This window comes from Bacteroides sp. AF34-31BH, from assembly GCF_003602795.1.
Lineage (GTDB): Bacteria > Bacteroidota > Bacteroidia > Bacteroidales > Bacteroidaceae > Bacteroides > Bacteroides uniformis.
In genome coordinates this window covers 118,391-132,805 of sequence record NZ_QTLV01000003.1, presented here as the reverse complement: position 1 = coordinate 132,805, position 14,415 = coordinate 118,391, and the positions used below count along the sequence as shown (strand labels likewise).

11 protein-coding genes and 2 tRNA genes are annotated in these 14,415 nt (G+C 42.3%); 5 read left to right on the top strand and 8 right to left on the bottom strand.

Annotated elements, in window-relative coordinates; genetic code table 11:
- Positions 1 to 60 precede the first annotated feature (60 nt).
- The 4 genes from DWZ67_RS06730 to DWZ67_RS06715 all read right to left on the bottom strand — a co-directional run bounded on the left by DWZ67_RS06730 (position 61) and on the right by DWZ67_RS06715 (position 7,426).
- A complete protein-coding gene (locus DWZ67_RS06730) occupies positions 61 to 2,895 on the bottom strand; it encodes a hypothetical protein (protein ID WP_005834465.1) in 2,835 nt (944 codons plus the stop codon).
- 120 nt (positions 2,896 to 3,015) lie between these two features.
- The gene (locus tag DWZ67_RS06725) at positions 3,016 to 4,413 is read right to left on the bottom strand and encodes a DUF5723 family protein (RefSeq protein WP_207888805.1); all 1,398 of its coding nucleotides are present in this window, start codon (positions 4,411 to 4,413) and stop codon (positions 3,016 to 3,018) included.
- A 154-nt stretch (positions 4,414 to 4,567) separates the two neighbouring features.
- Complete coding sequence (locus DWZ67_RS06720) at positions 4,568 to 6,334, bottom strand: S41 family peptidase (RefSeq protein ID WP_120138427.1); 1,767 nt, start codon at positions 6,332 to 6,334, stop codon at positions 4,568 to 4,570.
- 108 nt (positions 6,335 to 6,442) lie between these two features.
- Complete coding sequence (locus DWZ67_RS06715) at positions 6,443 to 7,426, bottom strand: adenosine kinase (RefSeq protein WP_022402172.1); 984 nt, start codon at positions 7,424 to 7,426, stop codon at positions 6,443 to 6,445.
- Between the two features lie 81 nt (positions 7,427 to 7,507).
- Between DWZ67_RS06715 and DWZ67_RS06710 the strand changes: the two genes are divergently transcribed.
- From DWZ67_RS06710 to DWZ67_RS06700, 3 genes are all read left to right on the top strand, one after another.
- A tRNA-Asn gene (locus DWZ67_RS06710) sits at positions 7,508 to 7,581 on the top strand.
- 21 nt (positions 7,582 to 7,602) lie between these two features.
- A tRNA-Asn gene (locus DWZ67_RS06705) sits at positions 7,603 to 7,676 on the top strand.
- Between the two features lie 186 nt (positions 7,677 to 7,862).
- Positions 7,863 to 8,468: an outer membrane beta-barrel protein gene (locus DWZ67_RS06700; RefSeq protein WP_016272411.1), complete on the top strand. Its 606-nt coding sequence runs from the start codon at positions 7,863 to 7,865 to the stop codon at positions 8,466 to 8,468.
- Here DWZ67_RS06700 and DWZ67_RS06695 read toward each other — a convergent pair.
- The 4 genes from DWZ67_RS06695 to DWZ67_RS06680 all read right to left on the bottom strand — a co-directional run bounded on the left by DWZ67_RS06695 (position 8,407) and on the right by DWZ67_RS06680 (position 11,324).
- Entirely contained in the window at positions 8,407 to 9,174 is a 768-nt protein-coding gene (locus DWZ67_RS06695; protein WP_243635139.1) for a ComF family protein, read from the bottom strand. The two genes, DWZ67_RS06700 and DWZ67_RS06695, sit on opposite strands and share 62 nt — an antisense overlap.
- A 31-nt stretch (positions 9,175 to 9,205) precedes the next feature.
- Positions 9,206 to 10,003: an inositol monophosphatase family protein gene (locus tag DWZ67_RS06690; protein ID WP_016272410.1), complete on the bottom strand. Its 798-nt coding sequence runs from the start codon at positions 10,001 to 10,003 to the stop codon at positions 9,206 to 9,208.
- A gap of 9 nt (positions 10,004 to 10,012) precedes the next feature.
- Positions 10,013 to 10,480: a hypothetical protein gene (locus tag DWZ67_RS06685; protein ID WP_016272409.1), complete on the bottom strand. Its 468-nt coding sequence runs from the start codon at positions 10,478 to 10,480 to the stop codon at positions 10,013 to 10,015.
- 241 nt (positions 10,481 to 10,721) lie between these two features.
- Positions 10,722 to 11,324 (bottom strand): DsbA family protein, encoded by a 603-nt coding sequence (locus tag DWZ67_RS06680; protein WP_016272408.1) that lies wholly within the window; start codon positions 11,322 to 11,324, stop codon positions 10,722 to 10,724.
- Between the two features lie 493 nt (positions 11,325 to 11,817).
- Here DWZ67_RS06680 and DWZ67_RS06670 point away from each other — a divergent pair, with 493 nt between their 5' ends.
- Both DWZ67_RS06670 and DWZ67_RS20250 read left to right on the top strand, forming a co-directional pair.
- The gene (locus DWZ67_RS06670; RefSeq protein WP_016272406.1) at positions 11,818 to 12,951 is read left to right on the top strand and encodes a hypothetical protein; all 1,134 of its coding nucleotides are present in this window, start codon (positions 11,818 to 11,820) and stop codon (positions 12,949 to 12,951) included.
- Between the two features lie 76 nt (positions 12,952 to 13,027).
- The coding region (locus DWZ67_RS20250; RefSeq protein ID WP_207888804.1) for a tetratricopeptide repeat protein at positions 13,028 to 14,415 on the top strand (1,388 nt) is incomplete at its 3' end.

Sequence of the window (14,415 nt, the reverse complement as noted above, 5' to 3'; positions counted from 1 at the left end):
AAAACAAAAGAGGAAGTACAATATTAGTACTTCCTCCATTAATATTTTACTGTAAAACAGTCATTTAAAATTTATAAGGAAATCAGTCAAACTTTCTTCCGGAAGCAAATTGAATTTCTTACGTAACCGGTATCTCGCAGCATCAACCCCACGTGTAGAAATGTTGAGCAACTTCGCTATCTCCTTTGTCGGCATATTCAAGCGGAGCAATGCACAAAAGCGTAAATCTCCTGAAGTCAAATCAGTATATTGAAGTTTCAGATTCCGGAAGAAATTTTCATGTATACGGTCAAAATTAGCTTGAAACATTATCCAGCTCTCTTCATCAGACACTATATTATTGTTAACCAAAGCGAGAAGCTTATCCAAATTCTTACGACTATGCTGTCCGGACAACTTTTGCTTCTGTATCTCCTCTTTCAATGAATTCAAAAACTCCTGATGAGCGATATTCATCATTACCACGCTGGACAATTCTTTGCTTTTAAAACGCAAATCGGCCTCAAGCTGTTCCTTTTCCAACTCGATAATCTTCTTCTCTTGCCGTTCAAGCTCTGCCTGATGGGCTACACGCTGCTGCTCAATCACACGATCCTTCTTTTTCTTCACAAAACGATAAACAATATATTGCAGCAAGGCCAGCAGGCACAACCCTATCAGAATGTAGCTTCCCACAGCCCAATAAGACAAATACCACGGAGACAAAATCTCAAAGGGAAACTCTACCGATGCCAAAACTCTACCAGTATCATATATCTCCGCCCGAAAAACATAACTTCCATAAGGAAGACGGGCATACTTTTTCTGCAAATTGCGTCCATCGGGTATCCACTGATCAGAATACCCTTCCAACCGGTATCTTACTTTATAAGTATAATCGTTATAAACCGGATAGCACAATGTAAAACTCACTGTATTAAACTCATGTTCGACCTTGACTCCCGACTGCACGACCAATGTTTTCCGTTTATCACTGAATTCCTCAGTAACCTGCATCTCTGAAATCCATAAAGAACGCCTAGTCTGAGATTTATATAACGAGGAACTATCTGTTTCAATACGGGCAATAGCATTATTCAAGCAAAGATAGGAATGATTATTTCTCTTGTCATAAACCACGCTTCCTCGTTCTTCCACAGCCAGACCGTCAAACAAAGAATATGGAATCCGAAGTTCGATATTGAAAGTATTTATCGCACACTTCACCAAATACACAGTCCTGTCGCCCACAAACCAATAGTAATCTCCGTTCGCATGACTCACAGTCTTGATTCCCTTCAATTCCATCAATTGTTCATTCATTGTTTCATAGGGAACAATCGAATCAGTCATATCTTCGTAAGTATAGAAATATTCCCCATTAGAAAAAACTACCCGACCATTGATTTTGAACAAAGTAAAACTCCCACCTTTCACTTCTCCCAAACTCTCATACTTCCGCACATCCTTTACCTGCTTCATATCCGAATCAATCCGAAAGCGATACAAACCATTCCTTAAATGTTTCGCCCAAATATTCCCTTGATGGTCCACTTCTATATGACGAATCATGTGACTGAACCCACGTAAGGACCGAGTAAAGCAATACTCTCCCGAAGCAGTCTCCGTATATAAATTCAGAAGCGCATAAGCTCCCTCCAACAAAAAAGATTGTTCCTTCAATTCAATTTTTTCCATACACATCCCTCCTTTTACATCAGATGCCAGCTTTGATTTCAGTCCTGATATAAGGAAAGTTCCCTTGTTGTGCCCGCAGAAAATCTGTTTTCCCCATTCATCGACGAACCACGCTTGTTCTTCCAAACCCGGAACTAATTCAGTCTTTCCATCCCTAAGCCAATAAAGTCCTTGATTAGAAGCAATATAAGCTTCATTTTCCCTTACCAAAACATCATATACCATGCCTATTTTACGAAATGGAGGTTCATAATAATAGATTAAAGAATTGTTGTGTATATAGGCAATACCTTCATCCAAAGCTGTCCATATATTGTTGTCATCATCACAATACAATCTCAAAACAGTATTGTTCTGTAGTTTATTATCCGTATTGACCTTCCAAATCAGCTTTCCCTTTTTATCCAACGCATATATGCCATCGGATATTGTGCCAACAACGTAGCAACTATCTTTGGTCATCACCGCACGATTAATGGTATGCTTCTTGAATATATCATCACATTCAGTTTCCCATTTTTCTACCCTCCCATCTCGATACAGGAAACCTCCCTGATTACGGGTAAACATTAAAACCGCATCATCATAAGGGAGCCCGGCCAGGACATCACTATCTCCAAATGCTTTTCTGGGAATAAGTTCTTTCATTTCCCTACCGGCAAAGACATAAAGTCCACCGTTTATTCTTTGAGAATAAAAAGTATTTCCAACCTGGAACAAATTCAGTGGAAGGTTCTTCATTCGAATACCTTCTACCGAATTTCCATTATAAAAAAAGAGAGAACCGAATGATTGAAATACAATTTCTCCTTGAACGCAAGCAATATCCCAGATTTCGTCATTATGAAACGCAAAATCTTTCACCTTATTTTTCAATGAATGATATTCAAGAGTGTCATAAGGAGTACGGACAAAATAACCGAATTCTTCGTAAGAGCCTACATAAATTCTTCCATCTTCACTGATATATATAGCACGCACAATTCCTTTTGTCGGTAATTCATACAGCCGCCAAGCACTTCCATCAAATTCCAACAGCCCACTGTTATTACCGAAATACATCACTCCTCTTTCGTCTTGAGCAATGGCCCAATTCTGAATACCGGCATTATAATCCGACACCGAATAGTTCCTCACTATAGGAGAAAAAGGTATGGGTGAAGCTTGCAGCAAACTACTGAAAACCAAAAACAAGAGAAACGTTATTGCAATTCTCATGAGTACTGTTTATAGGTATTTACCAGCAAAGATAAAGCTTTTTGCGTTTTCGTAAAAACAAAATCGCAGATTATCCTCTTTTATAGAAAGATAACCCGCGACAACTGATAACTCACTTTATTAATTTTCAGCCGTTTTCTGTTTTCCCAAAGGAATAGAAACCCCCAAGTAAGCATTGACATTCTTCGTATTCTTGCCAAAGAACATATAGTCTGTTCCCGCAAAGAAAGGACCCAGTTTCAGTGCCAGACCGAAGGTTTTACCGGCTCCTTGAAGTACGGAATAGCTGGCAGCTACATTGAAAGCATTCGTCGGACGGATGCAGGCAGAGAAAGTCAGCTCATTCAAAGTTTTCGGCTTGGCAAAACGACCGGTATACAAGGCACCCACTACCAGCCAATCATTCAGTAAGGCATATTCAGCGCCAAGAACCATTGTAGAAGTCAATCCACAGGTACGGCTCTTCTCAGAAGCCTCCTCCGTCTTGAGCTGCAACATGTCATAGTTAAGAATCTCGCCGCTGTTCACAATATCCATGAACTCCTGTTGCGAGGCCGGGTCAAGAAGATCATAAGTCTGCTCTGCATTGGCTCGCGCTATACTGGTATTCGATTTAGACCATTTGATAAAGCCCAAATCAAGAACTGAAGCAGAAAGTGTCAATTTATCCAGTAACTTGTAAGATACTCCCAAATCAATAGCCCCACCATATCCGGCAAAACCAAAACTGCCAAAATCAATTTCATCGATATAATCACCATTCTCATTCTCGGGAAGTTCTAACAGCTTTGACGAGTTCTCCAAAGTTGCATCCACTTGAATGGAAGCTTTACTCGTCACTCCTGAAGAGCCGACAGAAGGAGTTTCCACATGAATCTGGTTGATGTTCAGCTTTAAGTTACCGATACCCAGCAGCATCTTCACCTTACCACCTACAGCCAGTCGGTCTGTGATATTCCTTGCAAAGCCAAGGCCGACTTCCGCATAGGAATTTATCTCAAGCTTCTGTCCATTAATGGTTTCGTTAATACCCCAATAGTCAGAAATATTGTCGCCGAACTCCCGGCTGCTCATGTTATTCATAAACTGGAACATGGTTTTCGGTATGGCGGCACCGATATCATTACGCAACCCCACATTGACTGACCAGAAGTTCTTTCCTTTATACCACCCGGCAGACAGAATGTCGGTACTCAAATTCACATTCAAGTTATTGGTAGCATCCAGTCGGTTCATAAAGTCATTGCTCATGAAATAGTCGCTATCATCACTGTTCTCAATAATGTCCATAATATCCCTATACCCCAGGGAACTGGAGTTGACGGTAGCATTCAACGAACCTATCACGGGAATATTCAGATAACCGCGTCCCGGCATCAAGGCCGGATTGAGCTGCATACGCTGGTTACTTCCTTCCATAAAGTAGGAAGTGCGCAGGAACTGGGCTTGTCCGGAAAGAGAGAAGCAAAGCAACAATACCACAGACAGCCATACTCTCAGAGAATTCAATTGTTTCATAACCTTGTCAATATTTTCATTATCACCTGCAAAAATATAAAACAAGTTAATACCCTACAAACAACTTAACCGGATAGTCGTGTATAAAAGGCTTATACAGAGACTATCCGGTATAAATTAAGGAGCAAATAAAAGAATCCTCTTAAGAGTGTCCTTATACTATTTCATCATAAACATGTTCATTTGCTCTCGTAGCGGTACTCAGAAAAACCGGGGCTGTCTCCTTTCTTTGTTGCAGAGACATTGACGTCACTGCCGGAGCACTCAACATTTCCTTATATTTTTCCGGAGCAGTCAGTATCTTTACAGCCTCTTTCAAATCATCATCATCTTTCAACTGCTGGATAATGCTTCCACGCTGGAAATAATAACGTTTGATGATTTCTACCGCAATCATGCTCTTGATGTCCTTGGAGAAATGGTCAAGGTCACGGTCCAGATTATGCGACAATTTTTTCTCCAGCGCTTCAAACTCTTTCGAAGCATCAGTCAGATAGCCCTCAAATTCGGCCATCTCCTTCAGGTTCTTCAGCATCTTCTCTGTCTGCTGGTCGTATTTGAAGTCCGCCTTTTTCACCATCGCCTTGAAGTCCGCATAATCGGCATCTGTAATTTCAAACTTCTCTGCTGAAGGAATGGTAGGATGTTTCAAGCAATAGTCCGTAGCATAATTGAAAATAAGATTGTCATTGACAAGATAGAACAGAATGTTGGGCAGCTTCTCCTGCTTCACCGCAATGTCCGGAGTCACGCCTCCACCATCCCGCACTTCACGTCCGGCAGCCGTATGGAACACGGTAGTAAGGCTGTCCGGAATACGTCCCACACTGCCGTCCTCATTCCGGTGCTTGTAGTCGATAGCCTGCACACAACGGCCGCTGGGAATATAATATTTGGAAGTCGTCAGCTTCATGGTACCACCGTACGGCAACGGACGGGTGGTCTGCACCAATCCCTTACCGAAAGTACGGTTACCGATAATGACCGCACGGTCAAGGTCCTGCAAAGAGCCCGCAAGGATTTCTGACGAAGAAGCCGTTCCGCCATTGACCAGAACAGCCAAAGGAATTTCCAGATCCAACGGTTCACGCAATGTCTTGTAGGTATTGCTGGCTTGCTTAATCTTACCCTTTGTCGTCACAAGTGTTTTTCCGCGAGGCAGAAAGAAGTTGGCTATCTCTATAGACTCATCCAGCAAGCCACCCCCATTGTTCCGCAAGTCAATCACCAACGAAGTCATCCCCCGCTTCTTCAAGTCCAGAAAAGCCTGCTTGAACTCCTTGGAAGGATTCCCCGAGAAGGTGCTGAGATTGATATAACCTATATTATTATCCAGCACCGTATAATAAGGTATGAACGGCAATTGGATGGAACGGCGCACAATGTAGAAATCCAACGGTTTCTCTGTACCGGGACGTTGCACTTTCAGCTTGAAGCTGGTACCCACTTGTCCGCGAAGCATCTCGCTGACTTCCTGGTTGTTCTTTCCGGCAAGGTCTTTTCCGTCAATTTCCATCAAAATATCTCCGGCTTTCAGGCCTACATCGGCAGCAGGCATATTCTCATATGGCTCAGATATCATGGAACGTTTTAGTTTCGGATTCCAAGTAATCACAGAACCTATACCACCATAGGAATTCTTCAGCATCTGCTCCAATTCGCTTTGGTCATCTTCCGGATAATACTCCGTGTAGGGATCCAGCGAGTAGAGCATGGCATCAATGCCTTCACGGATAGTCTTGTTCGGATCAATCGTATCCACGTAGAACATATCCAACTCTTTCACAATGGAATTGAATATATCCAGATTCTTTGCTATTTGGAAACTGCGGCTATCACCACTCTTAAACCCCCAAAAACAAACGGCTCCCGCTACAATCAGCAAGGTAACCATCCAGCGTATCTTTAAAATTCTTCTCATAATTATGATAATGTGCTAATATGCCAATGTGCCAATGTGCTAATAACCTGCAGCGTAATAGCGAAACAAATATTGCGCAGCCAATTAGCACATTGGCACATCAGCACATTAATTAATTAATAAAATTTCTTCCTTGATTTTTTCCCATTGTGCAGCCTGAAGCTCTGTACCCACCACTTGTATCACATCTTTGGAGAGAAGGGAGCCTATCTTGCCACATTTCTCCAGCGAGTAGCCACACGTCAGTCCATACAAGAAACCTGCCGCAAAATAGTCGCCAGCTCCTGTAGTGTCCACCACTTTCTCTACCGGAGCCGCTTGTACCTGCACCATCTCTGTACCTTTGCGAATCAGAGAACCACGGGCACCCACCTTTACAATGGCTATGCTACACATTTTGGCAATGATGTCCAATGCTTCCTCCGGTTCCTTACCCGTAAAGGCCTTTGCCTCTTCCTCATTGGCAAAAACAATATCCACATATTTGTTGACCAACAGAGAGAAAAATTCAAGGTCTCCTTCTACTATATTGTAGCTCGCCATGTCCAAACATACTTGTAAGCCGGCCTCTTTAGCCAGCTCAATGGCACGGAGAATCATATCATGGTCTTGCACCAGATACCCCTCTATAAATAGGTAAGCATATCCTTTGAACATATCCAGCGAAAGATCTTCCGCCTTCAATGTAGAAGCCGCCCCCAAATAAGTGCCGAAAGTACGCTCCCCATCAGGAGAAATGAAAGTAGAGGCTACACCGGACGGAAGGGTAGTGGAAAGCAATAAATTCGCCTCTGTCCCACGTTCCAGCAGGCTATCCCGGAAAAAGTTACCGTAAAAGTCATTGCTTACTTTTCCGATGAATCCCGTACCCGCACCAAGGCATGCCATTGCCCGAATTGCGTTTCCGGCAGAACCTCCGTTAGCCAGGTGCGTCTTCATCCGGCTGAAATACTCACTAATTTTCAAGAACTTATCTTCATCAATCAGCGTCATGCTTCCTTTCGGAAGCTGCATCTCCGTCAAAATATTATCATCTTCAATGATTGCCAGCGCATCGACCAAAGCATTGCCCAACCCAATTATTTTATCCATCTTCGATATTTTTTTTGCAAAGATATTGCATATTTCAAAATATCCTATTACTTTTGCAGCGCATTTGAGAAAAAACAACATTCTTCCTTAGCTCAGTCGGTTAGAGCATCTGACTGTTAATCAGAGGGTCCTTGGTTCAAGTCCAAGAGGAAGAGCGAAAAAACTTGAATGCATATTCTTCCTTAGCTCAGTCGGTTAGAGCATCTGACTGTTAATCAGAGGGTCCTTGGTTCAAGTCCAAGAGGAAGAGCGAAAAGGTTCGTCAATTAGGCGAACCTTTTTTGTTTTCCCACATTATCCCACACAAAAGACAAACATTTCTATTTCATATTCAAAGATTTAACATACATTTGCCAAATGTAAAGTAAGGAGTTTCATAAAAGCACCTGTCTTTATTTATTAGAAAAACATATTTTAATCCAAACACCAAACTACAATGAAAACTCTTTTATTCTTTTTAGTCATAGGATTCAGCCTATGTACCGCTGGTAAAGCACAAACCTCTCTTGTTTCTACGCGAGAAAAATTCCGCCACCATGAAATATCCGTCAGTTACGGCTTCCTCCCCATTACCGACGCCAATAGTATAGCCGAAGAGTTTATTGCTCCGACAGCAAGTTTTGGAATCTATACACGCGAGAAGACCAGCTATTACGGCGCTCTGAATATCAGTTATATTTATAGAATCAACCGTAAAATCAGCCTAGGCATAACCGGAGGAATAACCGGTAATAGAGGGACGGCCAGTAGCCTTTATGAAGTTTTGGATGAGAATAAGAACGATGACCGGCGCTATCTGTATATCCTCCCCACCTTCCGGTGGCATTGGTTCACCCGCCCCCAATTCTCCCTATATTCCTCTGCAGGGCTCGGCGCCTATTTCCTCCGGAACAGCTTTGGAGGAGACACTTATCACAAAAAGGAATTTGCCTATCAGTTCAGTTTTCTGGGTATCGAATATGGAAATCAGTTTGCCTTCTTCACCGAATTCGGCGTAGGATATACGGGAACAATCGTGGCAGGCGGACGTTTCCGCTTCTGATCCACGACCCCGCCACTGCCAGCGTCAGGATACTAACATGTACGCCTCCCACATCTTTAAGCGCATCGGCACATGCAGTTGTAGTGGCTCCGGTGGTCAGTACATCATCCACAATAAGGATATGTTTCCCCACAAAGCGTTCCGGATAGCGGAGAAGGAAAATACCGTCTACATTTTCCCAACGCTCGTAAGCAGACTTTCGGGTCTGCGTTTCCGTATGTCTTCTGCGCAGCACGGAGGACACATCAATAGGAATACCCGTTACGGCAGAAACGCCGCGCGCTATACATTCACTCTGATTGTATCCGCGCAACTTTTGTTTGCGGGGATGTAGAGGAACGGGGATAATTACGTCTATACCACGGAAAAAACCGGTAGCCGCCAGCTCCGCTGCCATAAAACGCCCCATTATTTCTCCCAAATCTTTCCGGCCTCCATACTTCAGTTGATGCAGGATGTGGCGGAAATCACTTCCTTTGTGATAATAAAAGAAGGAAGTGCCGCGTTCCAGAGGTATCTTCCCCCAAAACATACGCTCCACGGAGTTGTCTTCGCGAAGATGATAGTTTGTCCGTGGCATATTCATATTACACCTGATGCAAATGCCCTCTTCTCCCTCTTGCAAAGAGCTCCCGCATACAGCACACTGACGCGGGAAGAAGAGATGGACAAAGGACAAGAACCAGGCTTTAAATGTGTTTTCCATAAAAAAGTGTAATAAGGCAATAAGAACCGTATCAGAATGGCAGCGCCTCCCGTACCAACCGCAAAAACAACGGATGCAGCGGCCCGTTGGTGGCTATGATATGATGCCCTTCTATAAAGTTCTCGTTTCCCAAAAAGTCTGTTACCTTACCGCCGGCTTCCAACACCATGAGTGCAGCCGCAGAGAAATCCCACTTACCGATAAAAGCTTCCAGCCAAGCGTCAAAACGTCCGGCAGCCACATAGCAGAGGGCAAGCGCCGCCGAACCATTCATGCGAATGCCTGCAACCTTACCGTAAAGTTCGTGTATCAAATGTTCGCCCGTACGGGCATACTGCTCGAAATTGTAGGGTAACTCTGTCACCACAAAAGCGTCTTTCGGTTCACTGACAAGCGAAACACGCAACCGTTCTCCGTTCACATAGGCTCCTCCTCCTTTCCAAGCATAAAAACACTCGTCTCGGCAGGGTTCATAAACCACACCCAGCAAAAGCGACTGCTTGTCACGCAAGGCAATACTTACACAATAGGGAGCATTGTCGTGAATATAGTTCGTTGTCCCATCCAAAGGATCCACTACCCAGCAATACGTTTCGTCACTATAGGCAGCAGACCCTTCTTCGGCAATGAATCCGGCTTCGGGAAGCAATTTCCTAAGGGCAGATACAACCTTTTTCTCGGAAGCCTTGTCCACATAAGATACATAATCGTGCGCATGTTTTTCCTGCACCACCTCCCGACGGAAACTTTTCCGCTCTTCCTTCAAAAAATGCCCGGCTTCACGGGCTACACAGCAGACAGCCTCTGTCAACGCCTTCAAATTTTCCATATTCTTATATTATTTACCATTCGCATCTTCCTGATAAATGAGCCTCCCCCGTTGGCTGACCGTCCACTCACCGTCTTCCAGACGTACGTTTTTCGTATCATCATCTTCCACATTCCAGGCATATCCACCGGCAGGCAGACCTCGACGGTCCAGAATTTCATTCGAAACACCTTCCTCCGAGAAAAACAACTCCACTTGCGTAGAGTCCGGACTGAACACCAAGAACAAAGTCTTCCCGGCATCATCCACTGCATTCATGCGGACACCTTTCTCCCACAAACGGATGCAATCTTTCTGCACCTCGCTCCACGTATATCCGGCAGAAGCAATACAACCATGTTCGTCTTTATCACTACCAACCACGGCCTCTTTTTCCTTTCTCTCCGAAGTTTCCGCTTCCTTTTTACCGCCGTTTCCACAACCGGTCAACAAAGCTCCGGCACATATCAGGCACATAGATACAACCTTCATATTCATACGCTTGTTTTTATTAGTTTTCAATTGACAAAGTTAAAAACAAATCGGCAGTACTAAAAGTTTCTTCCCTTTTTATACGCACGGCTCTTTCGTTTAAAGGAGTTATCGGGAGTCAGAAGGAGTCATCAGCCGGCAAGTCGGCTTAGGAGTTAAAGCCGATAGTTCTGTGAATACATACACAAGAGTATCGGCTGTAACCCCTAGCGGAGCAAAGTGATAACTCCTCTAACTCTCTTGCTTGTCATGGCTTGAGATATACCACTGTTTTTCCACTACCATATTTGCGAATAATACCTTCTTCCAGAAATAGGTTCAAATCGGCCACCGCCTGATGTTTCGCCTTTCCGGTCAGCTGTTCATAATCAGTACGCGTAATGCAGCCATACTTATTCAAATGCTGCAACAGTTTTTTTCTCCGCTCCTCCAGTGTCAATTTGGAATGAGAGATATAGGGAGATGCTTTCCGTTCCAGCTCCATCGTCTGAAAGCGGTTGCGGAATTTACTGCCGATACGCAAGTTTACATTCTGAAAATGCACGGACGGAGAGCGAATATCCTTTTTATTCGCCACGGCCTTGTCGCACTTCAATGATAACGAAAAGAATCCCAATTCGCCCACTTCAACTATCCATCCGTCTGCCAGCCAGCTGTGCAACTCATCCGTTATAGCCTGCAACGTGCCATCGAGAATGGCAGGGCTGAAACCGGTAGCCTTGTGAACCAGTTCGCGGAATTTATCGGCAGGAATGGTTCCTTTGGGAAGAATACGGGCGTGAAGCAGCTTTTCTTCACCGTCCTCCGGAGAAGGATTGGGGGTCTGGTATAAATCGTAATAAGCACTCATATAATTTAGAATATCAGTTGGGCAATATTATTCATTCAATGCTGCAAGAACAAGTCCTGATGCACCGAGTTTAATTCGTTAGACAATTGTTGCTGTTTCGTTAAACGTCCATCTTACGAAAGAACAACAATTGTCTAACGGAAAGAAGACATCTGTCTAACGAATTAAAAACAACGCCCAAAGGTATTAATAAAAAGGGAAGTAGGGATTAAAAAAGGGGGAAAATCGCTCTAATAATAGGTTCATTGGCGTAATAAAAGATTTTATTCAGTTTGTTTTTAAACAGACTCTTAAATGAGCAAAGTTGAGAATAAAAAGTTGCCGTTCCAAACAAAGAAAGAATATTTGCCCACTTAATCCCATTTTGCAGCCACATAACCATTAAATAGAGCAAATAGCCCATTGCCATCTAAAACCGTTTTGTAGAGCTACACATATTTTGTATATTTACAGAACGTTATACTTCTACACATACAATAATACAATTAAAAAAATGAAAAAGACTTTATCCCTTTTAGTATTCTTATTAAGTTCCATAGTAATATTGGCACAGTCTGTAGAATATCAGACATTCATTTACACAAGCGATGATTTGGCTGATGAAATTCAGAATCTTTGTGAAGAAAGGAACTCCACCCGCAGCTATATGGGAGACTTATTCAATGCCAGTAAAGAATCTGTCAAAGGCATTGCATCCGGCTACGTAACATCCTTTATCGATTTGGGAGTGAATGCTATAGGCACACTGTTGACACGTAATTCGCGACTAAAAGATGAGTGGGAAGAGACAGTCAGGAGCGAAAACATTTACACCACAAAAATCAGCACTGTTTCAGAAATGAACGACTTTTATAAAGAAACCTCGTTCGATGGCGCATTAGACCCCAAAGGCATGAGATTCGACGGTATAGGCTGCCTGCGAAAAGATGGAAATGATACTGTTTTCTACATTTCCTGCCACATAGACCGGAATAAAATCAACCGTATCATAAACCATTCCAAATTCGAGTTGGCCCTCGACACACTGATAATCTGTCCCACCCGTTCCAATTTGCCCAACTCTATTCTGGATATTCCATTTTCATTTGAAGAACGAAAAAACTTCTGCCTTTCCATAACAATGAAGCTTACTTCATCCTGGATGAACGAAATAGTACAATTACAAAAAGACCAAGAACTTGGAGAATTTTCATTGGAAATACCTGTAGATTCGAGCCAGCTCGACAAAAATGGATTCTTTCGTTACGTACGGAAAGGGAAAGAGACTCCCAAATATAAAATCAGAGGAGAAAGCTTCATTGTTCCCCGTTCCTATATGGGCTTCCGTGACGAGAATGACGAATACAGAATCAGCTTCGGTACCGGAGAATACAAGTTATCCATGGAATTAAAAGAAACTTGCGATATAACAGAACAGTATCGCAAGAATTGGAAGAAAGACCGGAAGCGCAGAAAAGAAATGGAACCATCGGAAGACATATTAACCCGCAGTTGGCAAGTTGTTTCCAGCCAGCAATGGAATGAATTGACCAAGCAATGGGTTATTACGACACTGAAAGCACCGGCAGACATCATTACCAAAGATGTGATAGACAAGCTGGGGTTTGAAGCGGAAACGGAATATTAAGTTCATAGACTTTTTCTTCCTATCATGCAGAAGTGCACTCAATATAGCATACAACCCTAAATAAGCAGGTAGGCATATGAGATTATTTTTCCTTATTTTAAGTTTATCAATAGGCATCTGTGCCCATTCACAGAATAAGCAAGCGTTAAGCAAATCAGATTCTCTCTTTGCCAAGGGGGTGGAGCTTTATAATCAAGGGAATTATAAAGCTGCCATTCCTTTGTTTACCGAAAGCGATAAAATAGACAAAGCAGAACTTGACTCGACGAGTAACCGTAGAGAGTATTCGGCAATGTGGCTGGGAAGTTGCTATTATAAGTTGGGGGATGAAGAGAAGGCAAAAGAAATTTCTACTTTTGAATATATGTACCCACCCACCGATAGGAGACTGACTGTTAAATCAGATTCGCTGGCGGCAATAGGAGTGATTCTATTTAAACAAAATGAATACAGAAAAGCTTTGTTGCATATACAGAACTGTGCAGAAATCGAAAAACAAGTATTGGGGGACCAGCACCCTTATTATGCAAACAGTTTAAGCAACTGTAGCCAACTGCAGACTTTACTGAAAGATTCTATCAGCGCTCTTCAATTTGCAATTGAAGCAAAAGATATCAAAGAGAATGTTTACGGACATTTTTCTTATCAGAACCTATCAGAGACATGGAATGTCGCCACAATATACAGAGATTTCAAGTTTGACAATAATAAGGAGAAAGCAGCATCTCTCTTTTTAGAAGCCTATCAAATAGCTGATTCACTAAAATTGGAATATGAAAGCAATGGATGTCTACGCGAAGCAGCTATATGTTATAATCATATAGGATTTTATTTAAAAGAAGAAAATAAAGAAATGGAACGCGACTATTATGATTTGGCTTTATGCAATTTAAGCAAAATCACACAGAATGACAATTATTCAAACAAATTGAGACATACCATTTCTTTAAACAAAGCAAATTCATATACAACAGAAGCTTTATTACAAAAAAGCTTAGCAAATTACAATAAGGCTATAGAATTAGAATTAAAATCTTTAACAATAAGAAACAACATTTGCGGCAATGAATCATTTGAAAGTTCAATCTCACTTAACAACTTATCGACCTACTATTCAGACTTGGGAAAATATAAAAAAGCTATAGAATTAGCAATTGCAGCTATAAGTATACAAGAAAGAACAGTTGCTAAAACCTCTCCTGATTACACTGCATCACTGAACAATTTAGCTGGATATTATTCTCTTTCAGGAAATTATGCGGAAGCAATAAGATTAGCAACTGAAGTTTTAAATTTAGATGAAATTATCTTTGGGAATGAGCATCCTAGCTATGCAATTGCCCTTTCCAATCTTGCCGCTTATAAAAGCGCTATTGGAGAATACTCCGAAGCTTTAGATTTAGAGAAAAACGCATCAATTATTTACGAAAAAACGCTAGGAAAGGATCATCCAACCTATGCAGG